This window comes from Microbacterium oleivorans (genome assembly GCF_001644225.1).
In the GTDB taxonomy this organism is placed as follows: Bacteria; Actinomycetota; Actinomycetes; order Actinomycetales; family Microbacteriaceae; genus Microbacterium; species Microbacterium gawkjiense.
Genome location: NZ_LSTV01000005.1, coordinates 409,977 through 434,464 on the forward strand (window position 1 = coordinate 409,977; position 24,488 = coordinate 434,464).

General features: G+C 71.3%; 26 protein-coding genes. 22 read left to right on the plus strand and 4 right to left on the minus strand.

Going from position 1 to position 24,488, the window contains the following annotated elements:
* The first annotated feature begins 146 nt into the window (after positions 1–146).
* On the plus strand, positions 147–1,337 hold the full coding sequence (locus AYL44_RS13465) for a MalY/PatB family protein (RefSeq protein ID WP_064003784.1): 1,191 nt from the start codon (positions 147–149) through the stop codon (positions 1,335–1,337).
* A 10-nt stretch (positions 1,338–1,347) separates the two neighbouring features.
* Here the strand turns inward: AYL44_RS13465 and AYL44_RS13470 are convergent, their stop codons facing one another.
* Positions 1,348–1,665 (minus strand): hypothetical protein, encoded by a 318-nt coding sequence (locus AYL44_RS13470; protein ID WP_064003785.1) that lies wholly within the window; start codon positions 1,663–1,665, stop codon positions 1,348–1,350.
* Positions 1,666–1,734: 69 nt separating this feature from the next.
* Between AYL44_RS13470 and AYL44_RS13475 the strand changes: the two genes are divergently transcribed.
* Both AYL44_RS13475 and AYL44_RS13480 read left to right on the plus strand, forming a co-directional pair.
* Positions 1,735–2,436 (plus strand): TetR/AcrR family transcriptional regulator C-terminal domain-containing protein, encoded by a 702-nt coding sequence (locus tag AYL44_RS13475; protein WP_064003786.1) that lies wholly within the window; start codon positions 1,735–1,737, stop codon positions 2,434–2,436.
* Between the two features lie 106 nt (positions 2,437–2,542).
* Entirely contained in the window at positions 2,543–3,139 is a 597-nt protein-coding gene (locus AYL44_RS13480) for a fasciclin domain-containing protein (RefSeq protein WP_064003787.1), read from the plus strand.
* Positions 3,140–3,167: 28 nt separating this feature from the next.
* On the opposite strand, the gene AYL44_RS13485 is transcribed toward AYL44_RS13480, so the two are convergent.
* Positions 3,168–4,154, minus strand: a complete 987-nt coding sequence (locus AYL44_RS13485; RefSeq protein ID WP_231872814.1) for an alpha/beta hydrolase — start codon at positions 4,152–4,154, stop codon at positions 3,168–3,170.
* A 69-nt stretch (positions 4,155–4,223) separates the two neighbouring features.
* On the minus strand, positions 4,224–5,270 hold the full coding sequence (locus AYL44_RS13490) for a LacI family DNA-binding transcriptional regulator (protein ID WP_419865923.1): 1,047 nt from the start codon (positions 5,268–5,270) through the stop codon (positions 4,224–4,226).
* A 223-nt stretch (positions 5,271–5,493) separates the two neighbouring features.
* On the opposite strand from AYL44_RS13490, the gene AYL44_RS13495 reads away from it, so the two are divergent.
* From AYL44_RS13495 to AYL44_RS13575, 18 genes are all read left to right on the plus strand, one after another.
* Entirely contained in the window at positions 5,494–6,858 is a 1,365-nt protein-coding gene (locus tag AYL44_RS13495) for an ABC transporter substrate-binding protein (protein ID WP_064003789.1), read from the plus strand.
* Positions 6,859–6,860: 2 nt separating this feature from the next.
* Positions 6,861–7,823: a carbohydrate ABC transporter permease gene (locus tag AYL44_RS13500; protein WP_064003790.1), complete on the plus strand. Its 963-nt coding sequence runs from the start codon at positions 6,861–6,863 to the stop codon at positions 7,821–7,823.
* Positions 7,820–8,644, plus strand: a complete 825-nt coding sequence (locus AYL44_RS13505; RefSeq protein WP_064003791.1) for a carbohydrate ABC transporter permease — start codon at positions 7,820–7,822, stop codon at positions 8,642–8,644. The genes AYL44_RS13500 and AYL44_RS13505 overlap by 4 nt, the downstream gene beginning before the upstream one ends.
* A 1-nt stretch (position 8,645) precedes the next feature.
* Entirely contained in the window at positions 8,646–9,569 is a 924-nt protein-coding gene (locus AYL44_RS13510; protein ID WP_064003792.1) for a glycoside hydrolase family 68 protein, read from the plus strand.
* 7 nt (positions 9,570–9,576) lie between these two features.
* Positions 9,577–9,963, plus strand: a complete 387-nt coding sequence (locus AYL44_RS13515) for a DUF1304 domain-containing protein (RefSeq protein ID WP_064003793.1) — start codon at positions 9,577–9,579, stop codon at positions 9,961–9,963.
* Complete coding sequence (locus tag AYL44_RS13520; protein WP_064003978.1) at positions 9,960–10,937, plus strand: Gfo/Idh/MocA family protein; 978 nt, start codon at positions 9,960–9,962, stop codon at positions 10,935–10,937. Before AYL44_RS13515 ends, AYL44_RS13520 begins: the two co-directional genes overlap by 4 nt.
* Before the next feature lie 21 nt (positions 10,938–10,958).
* Positions 10,959–11,558: a DUF1349 domain-containing protein gene (locus tag AYL44_RS13525; RefSeq protein WP_064003794.1), complete on the plus strand. Its 600-nt coding sequence runs from the start codon at positions 10,959–10,961 to the stop codon at positions 11,556–11,558.
* A 38-nt stretch (positions 11,559–11,596) separates the two neighbouring features.
* On the plus strand, positions 11,597–12,238 hold the full coding sequence (locus AYL44_RS13530; protein ID WP_082886215.1) for a ThuA domain-containing protein: 642 nt from the start codon (positions 11,597–11,599) through the stop codon (positions 12,236–12,238).
* A gap of 128 nt (positions 12,239–12,366) precedes the next feature.
* Entirely contained in the window at positions 12,367–12,513 is a 147-nt protein-coding gene (locus AYL44_RS14730; protein ID WP_197471659.1) for a hypothetical protein, read from the plus strand.
* A complete protein-coding gene (kdpF, locus tag AYL44_RS13535) occupies positions 12,510–12,599 on the plus strand; it encodes a K(+)-transporting ATPase subunit F (RefSeq protein WP_064003795.1) in 90 nt (29 codons plus the stop codon). The genes AYL44_RS14730 and kdpF overlap by 4 nt, the downstream gene beginning before the upstream one ends.
* Entirely contained in the window at positions 12,599–14,272 is a 1,674-nt protein-coding gene (gene kdpA, locus AYL44_RS13540) for a potassium-transporting ATPase subunit KdpA (protein WP_064003796.1), read from the plus strand. The genes kdpF and kdpA overlap by 1 nt, the downstream gene beginning before the upstream one ends.
* Before the next feature lies 1 nt (position 14,273).
* Positions 14,274–16,415, plus strand: coding sequence for a potassium-transporting ATPase subunit KdpB (kdpB, locus tag AYL44_RS13545; RefSeq protein WP_064003797.1), 2,142 nt, complete (start codon positions 14,274–14,276; stop codon positions 16,413–16,415).
* Positions 16,416–16,433: 18 nt separating this feature from the next.
* Positions 16,434–17,048, plus strand: coding sequence for a K(+)-transporting ATPase subunit C (gene kdpC, locus AYL44_RS13550; RefSeq protein WP_064003798.1), 615 nt, complete (start codon positions 16,434–16,436; stop codon positions 17,046–17,048).
* Positions 17,049–17,050: 2 nt separating this feature from the next.
* Complete coding sequence (locus AYL44_RS13555) at positions 17,051–19,534, plus strand: sensor histidine kinase (protein ID WP_064003799.1); 2,484 nt, start codon at positions 17,051–17,053, stop codon at positions 19,532–19,534.
* The gene (locus tag AYL44_RS13560; RefSeq protein ID WP_064003800.1) at positions 19,531–20,226 is read left to right on the plus strand and encodes a response regulator; all 696 of its coding nucleotides are present in this window, start codon (positions 19,531–19,533) and stop codon (positions 20,224–20,226) included. The genes AYL44_RS13555 and AYL44_RS13560 overlap by 4 nt, the downstream gene beginning before the upstream one ends.
* Before the next feature lie 79 nt (positions 20,227–20,305).
* Positions 20,306–21,451: a zinc-dependent alcohol dehydrogenase gene (locus tag AYL44_RS13565; protein WP_064003801.1), complete on the plus strand. Its 1,146-nt coding sequence runs from the start codon at positions 20,306–20,308 to the stop codon at positions 21,449–21,451.
* Positions 21,452–21,464: 13 nt separating this feature from the next.
* Positions 21,465–22,040, plus strand: a complete 576-nt coding sequence (locus AYL44_RS13570; protein WP_064003802.1) for a hypothetical protein — start codon at positions 21,465–21,467, stop codon at positions 22,038–22,040.
* Between the two features lie 185 nt (positions 22,041–22,225).
* A complete protein-coding gene (locus AYL44_RS13575) occupies positions 22,226–22,555 on the plus strand; it encodes a hypothetical protein (protein ID WP_064003803.1) in 330 nt (109 codons plus the stop codon).
* A gap of 38 nt (positions 22,556–22,593) precedes the next feature.
* On the opposite strand, the gene AYL44_RS13580 is transcribed toward AYL44_RS13575, so the two are convergent.
* On the minus strand, positions 22,594–23,469 hold the full coding sequence (locus AYL44_RS13580) for a manganese catalase family protein (protein ID WP_064003804.1): 876 nt from the start codon (positions 23,467–23,469) through the stop codon (positions 22,594–22,596).
* Between the two features lie 196 nt (positions 23,470–23,665).
* On the opposite strand from AYL44_RS13580, the gene AYL44_RS13585 reads away from it, so the two are divergent.
* Entirely contained in the window at positions 23,666–24,472 is an 807-nt protein-coding gene (locus AYL44_RS13585; protein ID WP_064003805.1) for a lytic transglycosylase domain-containing protein, read from the plus strand.
* The last annotated feature ends 16 nt before the right edge of the window (positions 24,473–24,488 follow it).

The window sequence follows — 24,488 nt, forward strand, 5'->3', positions numbered from 1 at the left end:
GATCGCGCCGTTCGGGTTGCTGCAGGAGGCGACACCGCCATGTCTCCGCCACGAGAAGCCCCGGTTCGCCGGGGCTTCCGGCGTTTCGGATGCCCAGTGTTACCACCCGATTTGCACGGCCGTCGCGCGCCCCGCATCGTCGGGGGATGAGCGTCATCCCCCCGATCGGATCCCACCCGTTCGACCGGATCGATCGGTCGCGGTTCGATCGTCCCGAGAGCCGCAAGTGGAGCCTGCACCCGGGGTCCGTCGGCGCGTGGGTGGCCGAGATGGACTTCGGCATCGCGCCGCCGGTCTCGGAGGCGTTGCAGCGAGCGGTGACCGACGGCATCCTCGGCTATCTGTCCCCGCCGCTCGCGGCCGAACTCGGGCACGCGACGGCGGACTGGATGCGGACGGAATACGGGTGGCAGGTCGACCCCGAGCGGGTTCACCCGGTGTCGGACGTCATGGCCGCCCTCGGCGTCGCGATCACCGAGTACGCGCCGGCGGGGTCGGCGGTCATCGTGCCCACCCCCGCGTACATGCCCTTCCTCACCTACCTGCCGACCATCGGACACCCCGTCGTGGAGGTATCCGGTGTCGTGGTGGACGGCCGCTGGCAGCACGACCTCGACGGCATCGATGCGGCGTTCGCCGCCGGGGCGCGGACGCTCGTGCTGTGCAACCCGCACAACCCGACCGGCACCGTTCTGACCCGCGAACAGCTGACCGCGCTCGCCGAGGTCGTCGAACGGCACGGCGGCCGGGTGTTCGCCGACGAGATCCACGCGCCGCTGCGCTACGAGAGCGCACCCCACGTGCCGTACGCGTCGCTGTCCGAGGCGACGGCGGCCCACACGATCACCGGCACGAGCGCGTCGAAGGCGTGGAACCTCGCCGGGGTGAAGACCGCGCAGCTCATCACCTCGAATGACGCCGACCAGGCCGCGTACCGCCGCTTCGGGTTCGCGGTGCAGCACGGTGCGGCGACCGTTGGCGTCGTCGCGGCGATCGCCGCCTACCGCGAGGGGCGGCCGTGGCTCGACGACGTGATCGCGTACCTGGATGCCGAGCGGCACGAGCTCGGGCGACTGCTCGCCGAGCACCTCCCCGCCGCGCGGTACACCCCGCCGCAGGCGACCTACATCGGGTGGATCGACGCGTCCGGCCTCCAGCTGCCGACATCGCCGGCGACCTTCTTCCGCGAGGACGCGGGAGTCGTCCTCACCGACGGCGCATTGCTCGGCCGTGGCTACGAGGACTTCGTCCGCATCGTGTTCGCGACGCCGCGCCCGGTCCTGCGCGACGCCGTCCACGCGATGGGGGATGCCGCCCGCCGCGTCGCGGGCGCCTGATCGCCGGCTCTCAGAGACCGGCGACCTGCTCCTCTTCGTCGGGCTCCGGCACGATGCGGAGTCCGCCGGGGGAGTTCGCGGTGGCCATGAGGCTCTCGATCCACGCGGGATTCAGCGGACCGCTGGAACGGCTCTGGTAGCGCACGTCCCAACTGGTGGACACGCCCACCCAGCGCGAGACGCGGCCGCTTCCGAGGCTCGGGTCGACCGTCCAGGTGAGGATGAACGGCTCGCGACGCCGCAGTTTCGTCACCATCACGACTTCGAGGTGAGCGAGGAGGCGGTCATCGAGCGTGACCGTCTCGGAGCCGAATGCCAAACGTCCCATCAGCGCAAGCTTACGCTGTAAGCATGCGGATCCGCCGAGAAAGGGGGAGGATCGGCGTGGAGGCTCCTCATGAGCAGACAGACCGATCGTGCGATGACGCCGCGACTGAGTCGCGCAGGGATCGTCGACGCGGCGCTCGAGCTGGTCGATCGCTCGGGTCCCGCGGGGCTGTCGATGCGCGCCCTGGGCAATCACCTGGGCGTTGAAGCGATGTCGCTGTACCGCCACGTCCACGGCAAAGAGGACCTCCTCGAAGGCGTCGTCGACCTGCTGACGTCGGAGCTCACCGAGGTGATGGAGCGCGAGGCCGAGGAGCATTGGCAGACGTTCCTGCAGAACGTGGCCCACGCCGTGCGCGAGATCGCGATCACGCATCCGCTCGCCTTCCCCCTCATCGCGACCCGCCACCCCGCCGCGCCGTGGTTGCGCCCGCCGCTGCGCAGCATCGAGGCCGTCGACATCCTTCTGCGCGTCCTGCTGGCGCACGGGTTCTCCGACGAGCAGGCCGTCCGTGCCTATCGCGGCTTCAGCAGCTTCCTGCTCGGTCAGCTGCTCCTCGAGGCCGCCGTCCGCGGTGCCGACGTCGGTGGGGCGGGAGCCGCGTCCGGGACGGGGGAGCCCTCCTTCTCGGGCCAGGGCGAGGACGACCTCGACGACGCACCGCAGGTGCGCCGACTACGCCCCCTCCTGAGCGAGGACCACAGCAAGGAGGAGTTCGAGACCGCCCTCGAGGTCCTCCTCGACAGGCTCGAAGCCGAGCTGTCGCCGTAACGCGCAGATTCTTCCGCCGGGTGCATCCACGGCGGCCCTTCGACGGGAATACACAGTGGTGCCCGACATGTCCGCCGGGCGCGACTCTTCTCATCGAAGGAGCAGCATGATGAACAAGAAGTTCGGGATCGCCCTCGCCGCCGTCGTCACGGGCGCGCTGGCGCTCACCGCCTCGCCCGCGTCGGCGCACCAGGCGACGAAGCCCGCCGGCTCCATCGTCGACGTCGCCGTGAACGCCTCCGGCGGCGGCAACCCCGACGGCAACGCGGCCGACTACGACATCCTGGTCCAGGCCCTCGTCGCGACCGGGCTCGACGACAGCCTCGCCGACACGGGCTCGACCTACACCGTTTTCGCGCCGAACGATCGGGCCTTCCTGCGCCTCGTCACGGATCTCACCGGCACGGCGCCGGCATCCGAGGCGGCCGCCCTCGAGGCGATCACGTCGACCTTCACGGCGGATCAGATCAGCGACATCCTGCTGTACCACGTGGTCGCGGGCAAGAAGCTGTCGCCGGTCAAGGTGCTCTTCTCGCGCTCGATCGACATGGCGAACGGCGGCACGATCGAGCCCCGCGGCATCGTCCTGCGCGATGAGACGCCCGAGCTGAAGAACCCCAAGCTCGTGCTCCGCGCGATCAACATCAAGGCCTCCAACGGCGTCATCCACACCATCGACCGGGTGCTCGTCCCGGCATCCTGACCACCGACGGTCACCGCCGCGGCGCCCGTCAGCGCGAGAGCAGACGCTGCAACCAGCGCAGTCTCGCGCGGCGGGCGTCGCGGCTGAGGGGGGCATCGGGCGCCAGGGCGTCGAAGGCGTGCGCGCCGCCGGGCCAGACGTGCAGCTCGGCATCGCCGCCGGCCGCCCAGATCCGGCGCGCGTAGTCGACGTCCTCGTCGCGGAACGTCTCGGCCGATCCCACCTCGATGAACGTCGGGGGCAGCCCGCCGAGATCGTCGGCGAGAGCGGGGGAGGCGTAGGTCGGTACGTCGTCGCCCGCGAGCCCGCCGAGGTACGCCGCCCACCCCGTGGCGTTGGCCGTGCGGTCCCACGTGCCCGCACCCGCCATCTGATGAGCGGATGCCGAGTCGTTGCGGTGATCGAGCATGGGGTAGACGAGCATCTGCCCGAGCAGCGCGGGACCCCGTCGATCCCGGGCCATCAGGGCGGCGCCGGCCGCGAGTCCGCCGCCGGCGCTGACGCCCTCGAGGATGATGCGATCGCGGTCGAAGCCCAGCTCCCGCGCGTGCTGGAACAGCCAGACGAGGCCCGCGTAGACGTCGTCGAGCGGGGCCGGGTAGGGGTGCTCGGGCGCGAGGCGGTAATCGACCGACACGATCGCCGCGCCGAGCTCGAGCGCCGGCTCGCCGAGGGAGGGGAGCACGTCGTAGGGCGTCCCGACCACCATGCCGCCGCCGTGGACGTGGTAGATCACCGGGAGCGCGTCGCCCCCGGGTCGAGGTCTCAGGACCACGAGCCGTACCGGTGCGCCGTCGGCGCTGCGGGCGACGTGCTCCTCGGCGTCGAAGCGGCCGCCCAGGGTGTATTCGTCGCGGGTCGGGACGACGGCGCGCGCGCGGAGCGCCGGGATCTCCGCGGGGGTGAGCGAGACCACGATGTCGTCGGCGGTGTCGAGGGCGGCGCGGACGTCCGGGTCGAACGGGGGCCGCGCGACGGCGCCGTCGAGGTTCGCTGCGTGGGGGCTCCGTTGCACCGCCGGCATCCCTTCTCCGAAGCTAAATCGCGTTAGCTCGGAGGATAGCGGATGATGCCGTGGTGCGCGTCACGCCTGCCGCGGCGCGCTCACCGACCCCCGGTTGCGCAGGGGCAGGGGGATCCGCTGCACGCCCGTCGCGGCGTCGGCGTCGGGATCGAGCAGTGCCTCGACCGACCGCAGGCCCAGCTCGAAGTGCGGGATGGCGAACGTCGTGAGGCCGGGGTGGACCCACCCGGCCAGCTGATGGTCGTCGAACGAGACGATCGAGAAGTCCTCCGGCACACGCAGTCCCGCCTCGGCGATGGCCTGGTACGCGCCGAAGGCGATGCGGTCGTTGAACGCGATGATCGCCCCCGACCGCACCCCCGACGAGATGAGATCCGAGGTCGCCTTCCAGCCGTCGACGGGGAGCCAGATCGAGAGCACGCGGCCCGACGCCGGCGCGAGCCCGGCCCCCGCCAGCTCGTCGAGGATGCCCTCGAGCCGCTCGCGACCGGCGACGGTGTCCCGCGGGACGTCGACGAGTGTCGGCCCCGCCCCGATGAGGTGGACGTTGCGATGCCCCTGCTCGAGCAGGAGTCGGGCGGCCCGCCGGCCGGCGTCGAGTTCGTCCGGGAGGATCGCCGGCACGTCGGCCGCCCGGTCCTCGGGGAGGGTGTTCAGCAGCACCACGTTGCGGTGTGCGAGGGCCTTCGGGACGCGACGCTCGCGGGTGAACATCGACGCCATGATGACCCCGTCGACCTGACGGTCGAGCATCGCGTCGATCAGTCGCCCGCGCTCGGACTCGTCGCCCTCGTACTCGCCGATGAAGAGCAGGTGCCCGTGGCGGCGCGCGCCTTCGAGCGCGCCCTTGATCATGTCGCCGGCGAGCTGCGAGGTCGCGACGGTGTCGGAGATGAACCCGATCGTGCGGCTCGTGCCGCTGCGCAGGCCCGCGGAGATCATGTTGGGCCGGTAGCCCAGCTCGGCGGCGACCAGGCGGATGCGCTCCTGCGAGGACTCCGCGATGCGCATCTCGTCGCCGCGCCCCGAGAGGACGAGGGAGGCGGTCGTCCGCGACATGCCGGCCGCGCGGGCGACGTCGGCGAGCGTCACGCGGTTCTTGCTCACGGCTTCCTCCTGTCCCGCGATCCTAGTGCGGGGGCGGCCCGCCGCCGGAGAGCGCGAGGGCGGCGACCGCGACGCATCCGTGGATCACAGCTGCATCACGCGGCGCGGCATCCCATTGACATCCTCTGCTCCGGTGCCGCAAGATGACCTTGCTAACGCGATTTAGCACGCAGGCGCTCCCCGCGATCACCCGAACGATGTGGTTCCCCGAAAGGAGACATCGATGTCTCGATCCTCACAGCACCCCCTCCGCCCGCTGATCCTGGCCGGCCTGTTCACGACCGTCGCGCTCGGCGTGACGGCGTGCGCCCCTCCCGGCGGCACGGCGGCCCCGCAGGCCTCCTCGACGTCCGACTTCGGTGCGGAAGGACCGACGTGCGGCGACGAGGACGTCGTCCTCAGCGGCTACTTCGAAACCGGCTTCCCGCTGCCGACGGCCCTCACCGAGGAGTTCACGAAGCAGTTCCCGAACGTCACCTTCGACATCCGCGAGGACCAGTTCGCCGTCATCACCCAGAACGCCCCGCGCGTCCTGCAGGACTCGCCGCCGGACCTCATGCGTCTGCCGCAGATGTCCGAGCTCGCCACTGACGGCCTGCTGCTGAACCTCGACCCGTACGCCGAGGCGTTCGGGTGGACCGACTGGCCCGACTCGCAGCTGCAGCAGCTGCGGGTGGACGACGAGGGGCGCCGCGGCAACGGCCCGCTCTACGCCCTGGGTCTCAACTATTCGATGACCGGTGTGTTCTACAACAAGGACCTCGCCGCGCAGATCGGGATGACCGAAGCCCCGAAGACGCTCGACGAGTTCGACGCGGCGCTGCAGGCCGCAAAGGATGCTGGCATCACTCCGATCGCCCAGTTCAACGGTGGTGCCACCGGTGGACTCGCGTTCCCGCTCCAGGCGCTGATGGCCTCGTACGGCGACCCGGCCGCCATCAACGACTGGATCTTCCAGCAGCCGGGCGCGACCATCGACACCCCTGAGAACCTCGAAGCCGCGAAGCACCTCGCGCGCTGGATCGAGTCGGGCTACTTCGCCGACGACGTGAACTCGTTCGACTACGCGCAGATGATGAGCCGCTTCATCGGCGGCGAGTCGCTGTTCATCTTCGACGGCGACTGGGAGTCGGGCAACCTCGACACCCAGATGCCCGGCAAGGCCGGCTTCTTCCTCATGCCCCCGCGCGAGGAGGGCGGCCAGATCGGAGCCATGTCGGCACCGCTGACCTTCGGCGTGGCGGCGACGGCTGAGCACCCCGACTGCGCGGCGTTCTTCCTCAACTGGACCGCGACCAACGAGAAGGCGCGCACCATCAGCGTCGAGGTCGGCGGCTCGCACCCGATGGGACCGGCCGACGCGTTCATGCCCGAAGTCGACCCCGACTCGACGACGGCGGCGACCCTCGCCGCCGGCGCGCAGCTCAGCGAGGCCAACGGCGCGATGGACTTCATCGCCAACGCGACGGGCGCCATCTACGCGCAGAGCTGGACGCCGAACCTGCAGCGCCTGGTCGCCGGCGAGCAGACCCCCGAAGGACTGCTCAGCTCGGTGCAGGCCGACTACGAGAGCCAGGTCGAGGGCTGAGCATGACCTCCGCTCCTGCCGCTGCTGCGCCGGTGGTCGCCACCGGCGCAGCAGCGCTCGACGACACCGGACTCCGGAAGCGCCGCCGACGGCGGCGCTTCCGCGCGAGCGTGGCCGCCTACCTCCTGGTGCTCCCGGCCGCCGCGTTCTACATCTTCTTCGTGCTGCGCCCCATCACGCTGTCGGCGCAGTACTCGTTCTACGAGTGGAACGGCATCGGCCCCGCCACGTGGGTCGGCTTCGCCAACTACGTGGAGGTCTTCAGCAACCCGAAGCTGATCGGCGCGATCCTCAACGCGTTCGAGCTGATCATCTACTTCAGCCTCATCCCGGTGGCGATCGCCCTCGTTGCGGCCAACATGATCCGCGCGATCGCGGCCAGCCCTCTCGCGGGGGTGGCGCGGACCGTGCTGTTCCTGCCCCAGGTCATCCCGCTGGTGGCGGCGGGCATCATGTGGAGCTGGCAGCTGTCGACCAACGGCCTCGTGAACCAGTTGCTCGGCCTCATCGGCCTCGGCGGCGTCACGAAGGCCTGGCTCGGCGACTTCTCGACCGCGCTCCCCGCGGTCGGCGTCATCGGAGCGTGGGTGCAGGTGGGGCTCTGCCTCGTCCTCATCCTCGCCGGTATGACGAAGGTCGACCCCGCCCTCTACGAAGCCGCGCGCCTCGACGGGGCCGGTCCCGTGCGGGAGTTCCTCTCCGTCACGCTGCCCGGCGTCCGCCAGGAGGTCGCGGTCTGCATCACCGTCACCGTGATCGCCGCGCTCGCGAGCTTCGACATCATCTACATCGCGACCCAGGGCGGCCCCGGCGACAGCACGCTGGTCCCCGGTCTGCAGATCTTCTACCTGGCCTTCTACGAGCGCGAGATCGGCACCGCGTCGGCGTTCGCCCTCGTGCTCATGGCCCTCGTCCTCCTGATCGTCCTCCCGCTGCAGCGGATCCTCCGAGGGAAAGAATCGTGATCGTCCGCCCGCAGGAGAAGTGGATCGGCCGCATCCTGCTGATCGTCCTGATGCTCGTGACGGTGATGCCGTTCGTCAGCCTCTTCGTCACGGCGCTGCACGAGCCGGGGACCTACCCCCGCGGGCTCGAATGGCCCGAGACCCCGCGGTGGGACAACTTCGTCACCGCGTTCGAGTCGGCGAACATGTGGGCGCTCCTGCAGTCGAGCTTCCTCATCGAGATCGCCGTCGTCCCGGTGGCCGTCCTGCTGGCGACCCTCGCCGGTTTCGCGCTCGGTCACCTGCAGCCGCGGGGCGGTCGCATCGTGTTCGTCGCCTTCATCCTCGGTCTCACGCTGCCGTTCGAGGGCATCATCACCCCGCTGTACTTCCAGGTGCGCGAGCTCGGCCTGCTGAACACGCGGTGGGCGATCATCCTGCCCCTCATCGGCCTGTTCATGCCGTTCGCAGTGATGTGGATGCGGGCGCATTTCGTGACCATGCCCGCCGACCTCTCCGAGGCGGCGCGCATGGACGGGGCCACCACGTGGCAGCTCTTCTGGCGCATCCACATCCCGCTGTCCGTCCCGGCGCTCTCCTCGCTCGCGATCCTGCTGTTCCTATGGACGTGGAACCAGTTCCTGCTGGCGATCGTGCTCGTCAACGACCCGGAGCAGCGGACGATGGCCGGCGCGCTGGGGGCGTTCCAGGGGCGCTACGGCACCGACATCCCGCTGCTGTGCGCCGGGTCGCTCCTGATCCTCACGCCGACCCTGATCATCTTCCTGATCTTCCAGCGGCACTTCGTCTCGGCGCTCCTGCAGGGCTCGCTCAAGGGCTGAGATGACCTTCCGGCTCGAGTCCGAGTGGGTGTGGGACTTCTGGGTCGCCGACGACGGCGACGCCTTCCACCTGTTCCATCTGCGCGCACCGCGCAGCCTCGGCGACCCCGAGCGGCGCCACCGGCACGCCCGCATCGGGCGCGCGAGCTCCCGGGACCTGCGCACCTGGACCGACCACGGGGTCGTCCTCGGTCCGGGAGGGGCGGGCAGCCCCGACGGTACGGCGACGTGGACGGGATCCGTGGTGCGCGGCGACGACGGGCTGTGGCGCATGTTCTACACCGGCACCGTGTTCCTCGACGAGGATTCGACCCGCAACGTCGAATCCGTCCTCATGGCCACGTCGCCCGATCTGATTGCGTGGACCAAGCGGGACGGGTTCGTCCTGGCAGCGGCGGGGGAGCTGTACGAGAAGCTCGGTGACAGCTCGTGGGCCGACGAGGCCTGGCGGGACCCGTGGGTGTTCCGCGATCCGCAGGGCAACGGCTGGCACATGCTCCTCACCGCGCGCGCGAAGGGCGCGGACGACCGCTCGGGGGGCGTCGTCGGCCACGCCTGGTCGCCCGACCTCGACACCTGGACCGCTCAGCCGCACCTCGGGGCGGTGTCGACGCGCTTTCCCCACCTCGAGGTCCTGCAGACGGTCCAGGTGGGGGAGGAGCACCTCACGCTGTTCTGCGCCACGCGCTCCGACGGCGTCGACGGCGTCTGGGCGATGCCGACGGGGCAGGTCCCGATCGACGCGAGCCCCGACGACGCCCGCCTGATCGCCGCTGCCCCGGCCTATGCGGGTCGGGTGGTCCGCGGTCGTGACGGTTCGCCGGCGCTCCTCGCCTTCACGCGGGATGCCGGGGGCGCCCCTCTCGGCATCAGCGACCCGATCGAGGTCGCGTCGCTCTGGCGCGACGCGGTGCGTCTGGGATGATGGCGGCATGATCATCGCCGGGTTGGTGTTCGCGGCGCTCGGCGCCGCCATCCACGTCTACATCTTCTATCTGGAGTCGATCGCATGGACGGGGGCAGCGGCGCGGCGCACCTTCGGCACGACGGACGAGACCGTGCACGTCACGAAGCCGTTCGCGTACAACCAGGGCTTCTACAACCTGTTCCTCGCGATCGCCGTCTTCCTCGGCATCGTCTTCGTCGCGACCGGGTCGACCGCGATCGGCGCGACCCTCGTCTTCGTCGGCGCCGGGTCGATGGTTGCTGCCGGTCTCGTGCTGCTGCTGTCGGATCGCTCCAAGGCGCGTGCCGCGATGATCCAGCTGACGGCGCCGCTGCTCGGCGTCGTCCTGCTGGCGATCGGCCTGGCGCTCTGAGACTCGCGGTCGTCGGCGCCGGCAAGATCGTCGCCGAGTTCCTGCCCCACGCCCGGCAGATCCCGGGCGTCACCCTCGCCGCGATCGTCGGCACCCAGCGCAGCAGGGCGAAGCTCGAGCAGACGGCGGCGACCCACGGCATCCCGTCCGTCTTCACCGACCTCGACGCCTGTCTCGCCGATCCCGCCGTCGACACCGTGTGGGTCGCGGTGCCGAACGTGCTGCACGCCGACGTCGCGCGGCGGGCGCTGCTCGCCGGAAAACACGTCGTCTGCGAGAAGCCCTTCGTGCTGCGCGCCGAGGACCTCGCCGAGCTCCGCGCGCTCGCCGAGGAGCGCGGGCTGATCCTCGTGGAGGCCATCAGCACGCAGTACCTCGCGAACGTCGAGTGGATGCGGCGGAACCTCGGCCGCCTCGGCGACCTGCGGCTCGTGCAGAGCGAGTACTCGCAGTACTCCTCGCGATACGACGCGTTCCGCGCGGGGGACGTCGCGCCCGCCTTCGACCCGGCGGCCGGCGGCGGCGCCCTCATGGACCTCGGCATCTACGCGCTGCACCTGGTCGTCGGTCTCGTCGGCGCCCCTGACTCTGTCGTCTACACGCCCCGGATGGAACGCGGTGTCGACACGTCGGGTGTCGCCGTCCTCGGCTACCCCGATCTGACGGCCGTCTGCGTCGCGGCGAAGGACTCGCCGGGCCCCTCGCGCACCAAGATCCAGGGGACGCAGGGCGTCATGATCGTCGAGGGACCGCCCAACGAGATCGCCGCCGTCGAGCTGCAGCTGCGGGACGGGACGAGCGAGCGCATCGCTCTGGACGACGACCCGCATCGGATGATCGCAGAGTTCCGGGCCTTCGTGCGGATGATCGCCGAGCACGATCTCGCCGAGCGCGACCGGCGGCTCGACCACAGCGCGGCGGTGCTCGACGTCGCCCTCCGCGCCGTCGCGTCCGCGGGCCTCCGCCTGGGCTGAGGCGCCCGATAGCCTGACGGGATGAGCGCCGTCACCCGAGCAGAAGAGCCCGTCGCCTGGTCGGAGGGGACGTGGACGACCCCGCCGCAGGCGGTGGTGGAGCAGGACGGGATGCTGCGCGTCACCGCCGTCGAGGGCAGCGACGCGTGGCGGATCACCTCCTACGGGTTCGTCCACGACACCGAGCACGCGCTGCTCGCGCCGATCCCCGACGGCACCGCGATGGAGGTCGCCTTCGACGCGACCTTCGAGGCCCAGTTCGACCAGGCCGGGCTGTTCGTCCGGGTGGACGAGACGCGGTGGGTGAAGGCCGGTGTCGAGTTCTCGGACGGCGACCTGCAGCTGGGCGCCGTCGTGACCGACGGGATGTCGGACTGGTCGCTCGCTCCCGTGCCGGAGTGGCTCGGCCGCCGCATCACGGTGCGCGTGAGCCGGGACGGGAACGCGCTCACCGTGCGGGCGGGCTCCGACGACGAGCCGCTGCGGCTGGTCCGCGTGATCCCCTTCGCGGCCGACCTGGATGCCGCGGCGGGCCCGTTCGTCTGCGCCCCGACCCGTGCCGGGCTGACCGTCGCCTTCGCGTCGTGGCGGCGGGGCTCCGCCGACGCGGAGCTGCACTGACGGCCCGACGCAGGGCGCCGACGCGGTAGCCTCCCGGCATGACCGTGCGCACCGTGATCCTGTCGGGCGCGGGGCGGTACGCCGACCCGTGGCATCCCTTCGCCGAGACCTCCGCCCGCCTCGCGGCAATCCTGCAGGGCATCGGTCACGACGTGACCGTCCGCGAGGACGTGGACGCCGCGATGGCGTCGCTCGCGGACGCTGACCTCGTCGTCGTCAACGCGGGCGATACGTGGCGCGGCGGGGAGCGGGGAGTGGATGCCGCGGCCATCGCGGCGTTCGATGCGGCACTCGACCGCGGGGTCGGCGTCCTCGCGATGCACTGCGCGGTCGCGTCGTTGCGCGACTACCCGCGCTGGGCGGGGGCGATCGGGGCGGTCTGGCTGCCGACGCTGTCGTTCCATCCGCCGTTCGGCCGGGTCGTGGTCGACGCCCGCGACGGGGTGCCGTTCACGGTCGAGGACGAGCGGTACTGCGCGCTGCAGGCCACCGGCGACCGGGACGTCGTCGCCTGGCACGAGGGCGACGCCGGTCACCGCGAGCCGACGGCGTGGCGGCGCACGGTCGGCCCCTCCCGCGTCGCGGTGGACGTGCTCGGTCACGACGCGCGCGCCTACGACGCGCCCGGGCACGCCGCGCTCGTCGCGGACCTCGCCACCTGGGCCGCCGCCGCGCGCTGAACACCGGCGCCGCCACGCGCTGAACACCACAGCGGGGCGCCGTGAGGATCCCGTGAGGACGGCGTGCGGCGCCGTATGGATTCCGTGAGGACCGCGGGAGCGGGGCGCGGCGAGGTGTTCCATCGGGGATGCGCCACACCGGCGTGCGGGCCCGTCCAGCGCCCGCGGTCCCTCGGAACGGAGCTTCTCTCGTGCTCGACTTCGTCTACGTGCTGGGCGTCATCGTCCTGTTCGTGATCATCGGTCTCTTCGCGAAGGCGGTGGACCGGGTATGACCGCGTTCGACGTCATCGCCGCGGTCCTCGGGGTCGCCGCCGTGGTCTACCTCTTCGTCGCGCTCGTGAAGCCGGAGAAGTTCTGATGGGGTGGCTGCCCGCCGTCCTCACGCTGGCGACGCTCGCCCTCATCCTCGCCGTCGCGTACCGTCCGCTCGGCGACTACATGGCCTGGGTCTACACCTCGCCGAAGGACGCCCGCGCCGAGCGCGGCCTGTACCGGCTCATCGGCGTCGACCCGGCATCCGCCCAGACGTGGCAGGCGTACGCGCGCAGCGTCCTCGCCTTCTCGCTCGTCGGCGTACTCGCGGTCTACCTGATCCAGCGGGTGCAGCAGTGGCTGCCGTGGTCGCTGGGCCTGCCCGCCCCCGGTGAAGCGCTCTCGTTCAACACGGCGATCTCCTTCGTCACGAACACGAACTGGCAGTCGTACTCGCCCGAGCTCACCCTCGGCTACACGGTGCAGTTCGCCGCGCTCGCCGTGCAGAACTTCGTGTCGGCGGCCGTCGGCCTCGCCGTCGCGGTCGCCCTCGTGCGGGGTCTCGCGTACCGCCGCAGCGGCACGATCGGCAACTTCTGGGTCGACCTCACCCGCGGGACGGTCCGCCTCCTCGTGCCGCTGTCGATCGTCGCGGCGATCGTGCTGCTGGCGGGCGGGGTCATCCAGAACGTCGCCGGATTCACGCAGGTGACGACGGTCGCCGGTGCCACCCAGAGCATCCCGGGCGGCCCGGTCGCCTCGCAGGAGGCCATCAAGCTCCTCGGCACCAACGGCGGCGGGTTCTTCAACGCGAACTCCGCGCACCCGTTCGAGAACCCGACGGGCTGGACCAACCTCTTCGAGGTCGTCCTCATGCTGATCATCCCGTTCTCGCTGCCGCGCACGTTCGGCACGATGCTCGGCGACAAGCGCCAGGGCTACGCGATCCTCGCGGCGATGGGAATCCTCTTCGTCGGCTCGACGCTCGCCCTCACGACCTTCGAGCTGGCCGGTCGCGGCACGGCTCCCGAGCTCGCCGGTGCCGCGCTCGAGGGCAAGGAGATGCGTTTCGGCATCGTCGGATCGACGATCTTCGGCTCGACGAGCACGCTGACCTCGACCGGCGCCGTCGATTCGATGCACGACTCGTTCACGGCGCTGGGCGGCATGATGCCGATGCTCAACATGATGCTCGGCGAGCTCGCCCCCGGCGGCGTGGGGTCCGGGCTGTACGGCATTCTCGTCATCGCGGTCCTCGCGGTCTTCATCGCGGGTCTGCTCGTCGGCCGCACCCCCGAGTACCTCGGCAAGAAGATCGGTCCGCGCGAGATCAAGCTCGCGAGCATCTACATCCTCGTGACCCCGATCCTCGTGCTCGTCGGCACGGCGCTCAGCTTCGCGATCCCCGCCGTGCGCGAGGACGTCACGACGACGTCGATCTGGAACCCCGGCATCCACGGCTTCAGTGAAGTGCTCTACGCCTTCACCTCGGCCGCGAACAACAACGGGTCCGCCTTCGCGGGGCTCACGGCGAACACGCCGTGGTTGAACACCGCCCTCGGTGTCGCGATGCTGCTCGGCCGGTTCGTGCCGATCGTGCTGGTGCTCGCCCTGGCCGGGTCGTTCGCCGCGCAGGACAAGGTCCCGGCCACGGCCGGCACGCTGCCGACGCACCGTCCGCTGTTCGTCGGGCTGCTCATCGGCGTGATCGTCATCGTGACCGCCCTCACCTACTTCCCCGTACTCGCGCTGGGTCCCCTGGCAGAAGGACTGATCTGACATGTCCACCACCACTCTCGAACCGGCCGCCCCGGCTGCCGCGCCCCGCCGCGGCATCGACGGCGCCGCGATCGCGGCCGCCCTTCCCGGGGCGCTCCGCAAGCTCGACCCCCGCGCCCAGTGGCGCAACCCCGTCATGTTCGTCGTCTGGGTCGGCGCCGTCCTCACGACGGTGCTCGCGATCGCCGAACCCTTCCTCGGCGGTCCGGGCGAGTCGGGCGGCACGGCCGTGCCGACGCCCTTCACGGCGATCATCGCGGTCTGGCTGTGGCTGACGGTCCTCTTCGCGAACGTCGCCGAGTCCGTCGCCGAGGGGCGCGGCAAGGCGCAGGCCGAGACCCTCCGCAAGACCCGCACGAGCACGGTCGCGCACCGCGTGTCGGGCTACGACGAGCAGACGGATGCCGCAGCCGAGCGCGTCACGATCGACGACGTCTCGTCGGCCGAGCTCACCCTGGGCGATGTCGTCGTCGTGGCGGCGGGTGACCTGATCCCCGGGGACGGCGACGTCGTGCACGGCATCGCCTCGGTCGACGAGTCGGCCATCACGGGCGAGTCGGCCCCCGTCATCCGCGAATCCGGCGGCGATCGCAGCGCCGTCACCGGCGGCACGCGGGTGCTGTCGGACCGCATCGTCGTGCGCATCACGTCGAAGCCGGGTGAGACCTTCGTCGACCGGATGATCGCGCTCGTCGAGGGCGCGGCGCGGCAGAAGACGCCGAACGAGATCGCCCTGAACATCCTGCTCGCGAGCCTGTCGATCATCTTCGTCGTGGTCGCCCTCATCCTGAACCCGGTCGCGTCGTACGCGGCGGCACCCGTCAGCATCCCGGTCCTCGTCGCGCTGCTGGTCTGCCTCATCCCGACGACGATCGGCGCGCTCCTCTCGGCGATCGGCATCGCCGGCATGGACCGGCTCGTGCAGCGGAACGTGCTCGCGATGTCGGGCCGCGCCGTCGAGGCGGCGGGCGACGTGACGACGCTGCTGCTCGACAAGACCGGCACGATCACCTACGGCAACCGGCAGGCGGCCGAGTTCGTGCCGCTCGCCGGCATGGCGCAGCAGGAGCTCACCCGCGCGGCGGCGCTGTCGTCGCTCGCCGACCCCACCCCCGAAGGCAGCTCGATCGTCGACCTCGCCGCCCGCCGCGGCGTCGACGTGTCCGCTGATCCGCGCGGAGTCATCGTTCCCTTCACGGCGCAGACCCGCATGAGCGGTCTCGACCTGCCCGGCGGCTCGGCGATCCGCAAGGGCGCCGGCTCCGCGATCGTCGGGTGGCTCGAGCAGGACGGCGCGGCCCTGCCTGCCGACGTCCGCGCCGACCTCACGGCCCGCACCGAGGAGATCTCGCAGTCCGGCGGTACCCCGCTCGTCGTCGCGACGAAGGATGCCGCCGGCACGGGGCGGGTGCTGGGCGTCGTCCACCTGAAGGACGTCGTGAAGGACGGGCTGCGCGAGCGGTTCGCCGAGCTGCGTTCGATGGGGATCCGCACCGTCATGATCACGGGCGACAACCCGCTGACCGCGGCGGCGATCGCGGCGGAGGCGGGCGTCGACGACTTCCTCGCCGAGGCCACACCCGAGGACAAGCTCGCCTACATCCGCAAGGAGCAGGAGGGCGGCAACCTCGTCGCGATGACCGGTGACGGCACGAACGACGCCCCCGCGCTCGCGCAGGCCGACGTGGGCGTCGCGATGAACTCGGGCACGTCGGCGGCCAAGGAGGCCGGCAACATGGTCGACCTTGACTCCGACCCGACGAAGCTCATCGACATCGTCCGCATCGGCAAGCAGCTGCTCATCACCCGCGGCGCCCTGACGACGTTCTCGATCGCGAACGACATCGCGAAGTACTTCGCGATCATTCCGGCGATGTTCATGGGCGTGTTCCCCCAGCTCGGGGCGCTCAACATCATGGGGCTGCACTCTCCGGCATCCGCGGTGCTCTCGGCGATCATCTTCAACGCGCTCGTCATCATCGCCCTCATCCCGCTCGCCCTGCGCGGCGTGCGGTACCGCCCCGGCGGCGCCTCGTCGATCCTCGGCCGCAACCTCGCCGTCTACGGCCTCGGCGGCGTCGTCGCCCCCTTCATCGGGATCTGGCTGATCGACCTGCTCGTCCGCCTCCTCCCCGGCTTCTGACCCGAAGGACCTCTTCTCATGAACAGCACCTCCCGCGCGACCGGTCGTACCGTCGCGGTGGCCGTCCGCGCGATGGTCGTCTTCACCCTCCTGCTCGGTGTCGGGTACACCGGGGTCGTCACCCTCGTCGGGCAGCTCGCCTTGCCGGCGCCGGCGAACGGTTCGCTCGTCCGGAACGACGCCGGCCAGGTGGTGGGCTCCGCCCTGATCGGTCAGTCCTTCACGGATGCCGACGGCGCCGCGCTCCCGCAGTACTTCCAGTCGCGCCCGTCGGCGGCCGGTGACGGCTACGACGGCGGCGCGTCGTCGGGCTCGAACCTGGGCCCCGAGAACACCGACCTCGTCGCCGCGATCGCGGAGCGCAAGGCCGCGATCGCCGCGCGCGAGGGTGTGCCCGAGTCGGCCGTGCCCGCCGACGCCGTGACCGCCTCGGCATCCGGACTCGACCCGCACATCAGCCCCGCGTACGCTTCGATCCAGGTCGACCGCGTCGCCGCGGCGCGGGGTCTGCCCGTGTCGGAGGTCCGACGGCTGGTCGCCGAGCACACGCAGGGGCCCGACCTCGGCTACCTCGGCGGGTCGACGGTGAACGTGGTGGAACTCAATCTCGCTCTGGACGGGCTCGGAGGCTGACAGTGGGGGGACGAGGACGGCTGCGCGTTCTGCTGGGCGCGGCCCCCGGCGTCGGCAAGACGTACACGATGCTCGAGGAGGGGCGCCGCCTCGCCGCCGAGGGGCAGGACGTCGTCATCGCCGTCGTCGAGACCCACGGCCGCGCGGCGACCGCGCGCATGACCGAGGGCCTCGAGCAGGTGCCGCGCCGCGAGATCGCCCACCGCGGCGTGGCGCTCACCGAGATGGACCTCGACGCGGTGATCGCGCGCAATCCCGACGTCGCCCTCGTCGACGAGCTCGCCCACACCAATGCCCCCGGCTCGGCGAACGAGAAGCGCTGGCAGGACGTGCAGCGGCTGCGGGATGCCGGCATCTCGGTCATCTCGACCGTCAACATCCAGCACATCGAGTCGCTCAACGACGTCGTGCAGCAGATCACGGGAGCGCCGCAGCGCGAGACCGTCCCCGATCAGGTGCTGCGGGCCGCCGACCAGGTCGAGGTGGTCGACCTCGCGCCGCAGGCCCTGCGCGACCGCCTCGCGGGCGGTCTCGTCTATCCCGCCGAGCGGGTGGATGCGGCGCTGTCGAACTACTTCCGTCTCGGCAACCTCACCGCGCTCCGCGAGCTGGCGCTGCTGTGGCTGGCCGACGAGGTCGACCAGGCGCTCACCTCGTACCGAGCCGAGCACGGCATCGACAGCCGCTGGGAGGCGCGGGAGCGCGTCGTCGTGACCCTCACCGGGGGACCCGAGGGCGAGACCCTGCTGCGCCGCGGTGCCCGCATCGCGGCACGTTCGGCGGGCGGACAGCTGCTCGCGGTCCACGTCACGAGCAACGACGGCCTGCGCAGCGGCGACCCGGGGGCGCTCGCCGCGCAGCGGGCCCTCGTCGAGAAGCTGGGCGGCACCTTCCACCAGGTCGTCGGCGAGGACGTCCCGACGGCGCTCGTCGAGTTCGCGCGCTCCGTCAACGCGACGCAGCTCGTCCTGGGCGTCAGCCGCCGCAGCCGCCTCGCGGCGCTCGTCACGGGGCCGGGGATCGGCGCCACCGTCATCCGCGAATCCGGTGACATCGACGTCCACATCGTCACGCACTCCGCCGCCGGCGGTCGGTTCGCGCTGCCGCGTCTGGGCGGGGCGCTGTCGATGCGCCGTCGCGTCGCGGGCTTCGCGCTGGCGTTCACCGGCGGGCCGCTGCTGACCTGGCTCCTCGTGACGCTGCACTCCGCGGAGTCCATCACGAGCGACGTCCTCAGCTACCAGCTCCTCGTCGTCGTCGTCGCTCTCATCGGCGGGATCTGGCCCGCGCTGTGGGCGGCGGTGCTCAGCGGGGTCACCCTCAACTACTTCTTCGTCGAGCCGCTCTACACGCTGCAGATCAAATCGCCCCGCGAGGTGCTCGCCGTCCTGCTGTACGTCGTCATCGCCGTGCTCGTCAGCGTCGTCGTCGACCGCGCCGCCCGCACGACGCGCGTCGCGCGCCGAGCGGCCGCCGAGGCGGAGCTGCTGCAGACGGTGGCCGGCAGCGTCCTCCGCGGCGGCGGCGCGGTCGAGGCACTCGTCGAATGGACCCGCGAGGCGTTCCGGCTGGCCGGCGTGCGACTCGTGTCGGGGGAGACGACGCTCGCCTCGAGCGGCGAGCCGCTGCGCGACGGGCGCCACACGGCGCTGCCGGTCGGCGACCGCGCCGTCCTCGAACTGCACGGTCACGACCTCCCGGCGTCGGAGCGCCGGCTGCTGTCGGCGATCGTCGCGCAGCTGGATGCCGCCCTGCAGCGCGCCGATCTGGCCGAGGTCGCGAGCGGGCTCGCCCCGCTGGAGGCGTCCGACCGCGTGCGGAGCGCGCTGCTGTCGGCGCTCAGCCACGACCTGCGACGCCCGCTCGCCGCGGCGACCGCCGCCGTCGGGGGACTGCGCAGCGGCACGTACAGCGACCGCGATCGCGCGGAACTGCTGCAGACGGCCGACGAATCGCTGGGCACACTCGCGACCCTCGTCACGGATCTGCTCGACGTGAGCCGGCTGCAGGCGGGGGCGCTCGCCGTCGCGCTGCAGTCCGTCGACCCCGCCGACGCGATCCTTCCGGCCCTCGAGGAACTGGACGCGGGACCGGCATCCGTCGACATCCACCTCGAACCGGATGCCGCCGTCCGCGCGGATCCCGTTCTGCTGCAGCGCGTGATCGTCAACCTCCTCGCCAACGCGCTGCGCTTCTCGCCGGAGGGGAGCAAGGTCCGCATCGCGACGAGCAGCTTCGGCCGCGCCGTCGAGATCCGGATCATCGACCACGGCCCCGGCATCCCCGCCGAACGTCGCGACGACGTCTTCGTGCCGTTCCAGCGTCTCGGCGACACCGACAACAGCACCGGCCTCGGTCTTGGTCTCGCCCTCTCGAAGGGGTTCGTTGAGGGGATGGGCGGTACGCTCACCCCCGAGGACACGCCGGGCGGCGGGCTGACGATGGTCGTCTCCCTGCCGCTGGCCCGCGAGGAGGAGCACGCGTGAGGATCCTCATCGCCGACGACGATCCGCAGATCGTCCGCGCTCTTCGGATCACCCTCTCGGCCCGCGGCTACGAGGTGTTCACGGCGGCCGACGGCGCGCAGGCCATCTCCGCCGCAGTGGATCACCACCCCGACATCTTCCTGCTCGACCTCGGGATGCCGCAGCTCGACGGGATCGAGGTGATCCACGCGATCCGCGGGTGGTCGGACGCCCCGATCCTCGTCGTCTCGGGCCGGACGGGAGCCGCCGACAAGGTCGACGCGCTGGATGCCGGCGCCGACGACTACGTGACGAAGCCGTTCTCGATCGACGAGCTGCTCGCGCGCATCCGCGCCCTGACGAGGCGCGCGCCGCAGCAGGAGCCCGACCCGGTGACCGAGTTCGGGTCGATCTCGGTCGACCTCGCCGCCCGCAGCGTCACGAAGACGACCGACGGGCACACCGAGCGGGTGCGGCTGACTCCGACGGAGTGGCAGTTGCTCGAGATCCTGCTGCGCAACCCCGGGAAGCTCGTGACGCGCCAGACGATCCTCACGTCGATCTGGGGGAGCGAGCACGTGAGCGACACGGGCTACCTGCGCCTGTACGTCTCGCAGCTGCGCCGCAAGCTCGAGGACGACCCGGCTCAGCCGCGCCACATCCTCACCGAGGCGGGCATGGGGTACCGCTTCGAGCTCGGCGCCTCGGACTGACACGTCCCCGCGACGGGCGCAACCCCCTCGCTCGCGTGCTCCCTTCCGACCAGGCTCGCCCGGAACCTGAGGAGGATCGATGAAGGCGATGACCTATCGCGGACCGTACAAGGTCCGCGTCGACCGCAAGAGCGACCCGGTGATCGCTCACCCGAACGACGCCATCGTGCGCGTCGAGCTGGCGTCGATCTGCGGCTCCGATCTGCACCTGTACCACGGCATGATGCCCGACACCCGGGTCGGCCACACGTTCGGGCACGAGTTCATCGGCTGGGTCGAGGAGGTCGGCTCTTCGGTGCGGGCCCTGAAACCCGGCGACCGGGTCATGGTGCCCTTCAACATCTACTGCGGATCATGCTTCTTCTGCGCCCGCGGCCTCTTCTCCAACTGCCACAACGTCAACGCCAATGCGACGGCGATCGGCGGCATCTACGGATACTCGCACTCGACCGGCGGGTTCGACGGCGGTCAGGCCGAGCTGGTGCGCGTGCCGTTCGCCGACGTCGGCCCTCAGGTGATCCCCGACGACATCGCGTCCGAGGATGCGCTTCTGCTGACCGACGCGTTCTCGACCGGGTATTTCGGGTCGCAGCTCGCCGACATCGTCGAGGGCGACACTGTGGTCGTGCTGGGAGCCGGTCCCGTCGGGCTGGCCGCGGCGCGCTCGTGCTGGCTCATGGGGGCCGGCCGCGTGATCGTCGTCGACCACCTCGACTACCGGCTGCAGAAGGCGCGCGAGTTCGCCTTCGCCGAGACCGTGCACTTCGGTCAGGTCGACGACATCGTGCTGACGCTCAAGAAGATGACCGACGGTCTCGGCGCGGATGCCGTGATCGACGCCGTCGGGGCCGAGGCGGACGGCCACGTCCTGCAGCACGTCACGGCCGCGAAGCTCAAGCTCCAGGGCGGCTCGCCCATCGCTCTCAACTGGGCGATCGACGCGGTCCGCAAGGGCGGGACTGTCTCAGTCATGGGCGCCTACGGGCCGCTGTTCAGCGCGATCAAGTTCGGCGACGCCATGAACAAGGGACTGACGATCCGCGCCAACCAAGCGCCGGTCAAGCGGCAGTGGCCGCGCCTGCTCGAGCACATCCGCGCCGGACACATCGCCCCGCGGGAGCTCATCACCCACCGCTTCGACCTCGACGACATCGCCGAGGGGTACCACGTCTTCTCGTCGAAGCTCGACGGCATCATCAAGCCCGTCGTGACGTTCGGCGCCTGAGCGAGGAGGAACCATGCCGTACCGCGCAGACAAGCCCGGCCAGACCCCCGACCCCGAAGACCTCCGCCGCCGCATCCCCGGCTGGGGCGCCGACCTCGACCCCGCCGACCGCCCCGCCTTCCCGCGCGAGCAGCCCGGGATCGAGACCGGCGCCCACTGGGACCTGCCCGAGCAGCAGCCGCACGGGTCCGGTCGCGAGCGCTCGATCGAGCACGAGCGCCTCACCCCGGTGTTCGGGACCGCGCAGCCGCTCCACGGCGTCTCGGGGGCGATCCGGCGACTGGCCTACGCGAGGTTCAGCGAGGGGCAGACACCGCACTGGATGCTGCTGATCCTGGGCGACCGGGTCGAGTCGGCGGGCGCTCACGCGAGGTCCCTGTTCTCCCGCCGTCCCGACGACCCGGTGACGCAGTCGGGCATCCTCGGCGAACGCGGACGCGGCCCGATCTCCTCGCGTGTCGGGCGGGGCCGCGTGGACGTGCGCCACACCTGGATGGATCCCGTCCTCGTCGTGGGGCCGTGGGTGGTGGCCGCGGTGGTCGTCTTCCGGATCGTCCGCGCGGCGGTGGCCCCGGCATCCCGCCGCTGACACGGTCTTCCGACACGCCCGGGGCGACATCGACCCCCGGCGCACCGCGCGACGGGGGTTGCGCGGCGCGGGCGGGGAGAGGATCGTGGCACGGCTACGGAGATGCACCGCCCTGCGGATCCGCAGCGCCGTCACGCACGGCGTGTCCGCGGGTGACGGTGCGGTCTCGGCGGGAGGGCCGCCCCATGGGTCGATTCAACTACAGCAGTCAGGTCAAGACCGAGGTCGAGGACCGGGCGCTCGCACACCTGCAGGTCGTCATCGGCAACAAGCTGCGCCGCGGCGAGTCCTTCTTCTTCACATGGCGCGATGATGCGAGCGTCGGCGACGGGCGACGATCGGTCTGGATCCACCCGTCCGCGGACCTCGACTTCAAGTACTACGGGTCTCGCGCGCCGGCGATGAACCGGACGTGGCTCGAGAAGCTCGCGTACGCCGCGAACTCGTCGGGCGGACTGTTCGTCATGTCCGAGCCGCCCGAGGACCCTCAGACGGGGACCATCGAGTCGATCTGAGCGGATGCCGGGCGTCGCCGCCCAACATCCGACTCGTCTCATGACAGCTTGTCCTTGATGACGCCGTCGGCCTTGTCGATCAGATTCGGCTTGGCGTCGGTGCCGTAGAAGCGCGGATCCGGCTGCGTCGGCGGGGGCATCGGCACCGACGTGTCGGGCCCGTCGAGGTAGCTGAACTCGCCCTTGCCGTCGGGGGTCGGGCCGCTCGCCCACGAGCCTTCCGCCGCGGCCTGACCGTCGGAGAAGTTGATGTACTTGTACGAGTGGTCCCGCGCCTCGTTCGACAGCGGGAAGTTGAGGGGCACGGGGATGTCCTCGACGCCCTCCTCGCGCAACTCCTGGGCGGCGCGGATCCACTGGTTCTGGTGCATCGTGTCGCGGGCCAGCAGGAACGACAGCATCTCGCGGACGCCGTGGTCGTCGGTCATGTTGTAGATGCGGGCCACCTGCACGCGCCCCTGCATCTCGGCGTTCGCGTTCGCCGTGAAGTCGGCGAGCATGTTGCCGCTCGCGGTGATGTACGACCCCTGCCACGGGTTGCCGTTGCTGTCGACCGGGCGCACGCCCGCGCCCGCGACGATCGCCGCCTGCACGTCCATGCCGCCCATCACCGCACCGAGGACGGGATCGGATGCCGCCGCCGCCTCGCTCTGCTCGACGGGAGCCTTCTCGAGCAGCTGGGCGATCATGATCGCGAGCATCTCGACGTGGCCGAACTCCTCGGCACCGATGCCGTACAGCAGGTCGCGGTACTTGCCGGGGATGTGCGCGTTCCAGGCCTGGAACCCGTACTGCATGGCGACGGTGATCTCGCCGTACTGACCGCCCAGCACCTCCTGCATCCGCCGCGCGAAGATCGCGTCGGGCTTGTCGGGTGTCGCGGTGAACTGCAGTTCCTGTCTGTGGAAGAACATCCTGTCTCCTGTCCGGTCGCCGCGGCGGGAGGGATGCCGGATGCATCCGAGCCGCGTCCGGGGACCGTAGGCAGCGCTCTTCCGGTCGGTGAGGGGCCTTGACGAGCTGACCGCGACGTGCGACACGGGCAGCCCACAGCGGGCCCTCACGCCGACGGGTTAGCGTGGTGCGGGCAGTCGGACCGGGGAGGCGCAGATGGCGGCACGCCGCAGGCGATCCCCGTCGCGCGCGCGGCGCGGCCGGCTCGCGGCGCTCGCCGTCGGGATCGGTGTCGCCCCCGCCGCCGTCGTGATCCTCCTCGCCGCGTGCCTGCCGGCGGCGCTGCGTCCCGCCGAGCCCGAGGGCGAGCCCCTGCCGCCGGTTTCGTCGCGCTGGGCCGACACCCCGCCACCCGCCCTCGCCGTCGCGGGAGCCGACCCCGCCCGTGCGCCGGCGGTCGATCTCGTCGACGCCGAGTGGGCGTCGCGGGTCGCGGCGGCCACCGGCATCCCCCGTCGCGCCGTCATCGCGTACGCGGCGGCGGACCTCACGGTCGCGCACGAGCAGCCGTCCTGCGCGATCGGCTGGAACACCCTCGCCGGGATCGGGTGGGTCGAGTCCCGGCACGGGTCGTACGGCGGGTCGCGCCTCGACGAGAGCGGCCTGGTGACACCCCGCATCCTGGGGCCGCGGCTGGACGGGGACGGTGTGGCGGCCATCGCCGACACGGACGGCGGGAACCTCGACGGTGACGACCGGTGGGACCGCGCGGTCGGGCCGCTGCAGTTCATCCCAGAGACCTGGCGGCGATGGGGCGCGGACGGAGACGCCGACGGCACCCGCGACCCGAACCACATCGACGACGCCGCCCTGGCGGCTGCGCGTTACTTGTGCCGGTCCGGCCCGATGGCGACCGAGACCGCCTGGCGCGACGCCGTGTTCACCTACAACCCGCTCACCCGTTACATCGACGACGTCGCGACCCGCGCGAACGAGTACGCGCAGATGGCGCCGGCGGGCTGACACGACGAAGGCCGCA

Excerpts from the sequence above, each read along its gene's own strand:
- AYL44_RS13465 (WP_064003784.1), top strand. The coding sequence starts at position 147 with ATGAGCGTCATCCCCCCGATCGGATCCCACCCGTTCGACCGGATCGAT.
- AYL44_RS13470 (WP_064003785.1), bottom strand. The coding sequence starts at position 1,665 with ATGGGACGTTTGGCATTCGGCTCCGAGACGGTCACGCTCGATGACCGC.
- AYL44_RS13475 (WP_064003786.1), top strand. The coding sequence starts at position 1,735 with ATGAGCAGACAGACCGATCGTGCGATGACGCCGCGACTGAGTCGCGCA.
- AYL44_RS13480 (WP_064003787.1), top strand. The coding sequence starts at position 2,543 with ATGATGAACAAGAAGTTCGGGATCGCCCTCGCCGCCGTCGTCACGGGC.
- AYL44_RS13495 (WP_064003789.1), top strand. The coding sequence starts at position 5,494 with ATGTCTCGATCCTCACAGCACCCCCTCCGCCCGCTGATCCTGGCCGGC.
- AYL44_RS13500 (WP_064003790.1), top strand. The coding sequence starts at position 6,861 with ATGACCTCCGCTCCTGCCGCTGCTGCGCCGGTGGTCGCCACCGGCGCA.
- AYL44_RS13510 (WP_064003792.1), top strand. The coding sequence starts at position 8,646 with ATGACCTTCCGGCTCGAGTCCGAGTGGGTGTGGGACTTCTGGGTCGCC.
- AYL44_RS13515 (WP_064003793.1), top strand. The coding sequence starts at position 9,577 with ATGATCATCGCCGGGTTGGTGTTCGCGGCGCTCGGCGCCGCCATCCAC.
- AYL44_RS13525 (WP_064003794.1), top strand. The coding sequence starts at position 10,959 with ATGAGCGCCGTCACCCGAGCAGAAGAGCCCGTCGCCTGGTCGGAGGGG.
- AYL44_RS13530 (WP_082886215.1), top strand. The coding sequence starts at position 11,597 with ATGACCGTGCGCACCGTGATCCTGTCGGGCGCGGGGCGGTACGCCGAC.
- AYL44_RS14730 (WP_197471659.1), top strand. The coding sequence starts at position 12,367 with ATGCGCCACACCGGCGTGCGGGCCCGTCCAGCGCCCGCGGTCCCTCGG.
- kdpF (WP_064003795.1), top strand. The coding sequence starts at position 12,510 with ATGACCGCGTTCGACGTCATCGCCGCGGTCCTCGGGGTCGCCGCCGTG.
- kdpA (WP_064003796.1), top strand. The coding sequence starts at position 12,599 with ATGGGGTGGCTGCCCGCCGTCCTCACGCTGGCGACGCTCGCCCTCATC.
- kdpB (WP_064003797.1), top strand. The coding sequence starts at position 14,274 with ATGTCCACCACCACTCTCGAACCGGCCGCCCCGGCTGCCGCGCCCCGC.
- kdpC (WP_064003798.1), top strand. The coding sequence starts at position 16,434 with ATGAACAGCACCTCCCGCGCGACCGGTCGTACCGTCGCGGTGGCCGTC.
- AYL44_RS13565 (WP_064003801.1), top strand. The coding sequence starts at position 20,306 with ATGAAGGCGATGACCTATCGCGGACCGTACAAGGTCCGCGTCGACCGC.
- AYL44_RS13570 (WP_064003802.1), top strand. The coding sequence starts at position 21,465 with ATGCCGTACCGCGCAGACAAGCCCGGCCAGACCCCCGACCCCGAAGAC.
- AYL44_RS13575 (WP_064003803.1), top strand. The coding sequence starts at position 22,226 with ATGGGTCGATTCAACTACAGCAGTCAGGTCAAGACCGAGGTCGAGGAC.
- AYL44_RS13580 (WP_064003804.1), bottom strand. The coding sequence starts at position 23,469 with ATGTTCTTCCACAGACAGGAACTGCAGTTCACCGCGACACCCGACAAG.
- AYL44_RS13585 (WP_064003805.1), top strand. The coding sequence starts at position 23,666 with ATGGCGGCACGCCGCAGGCGATCCCCGTCGCGCGCGCGGCGCGGCCGG.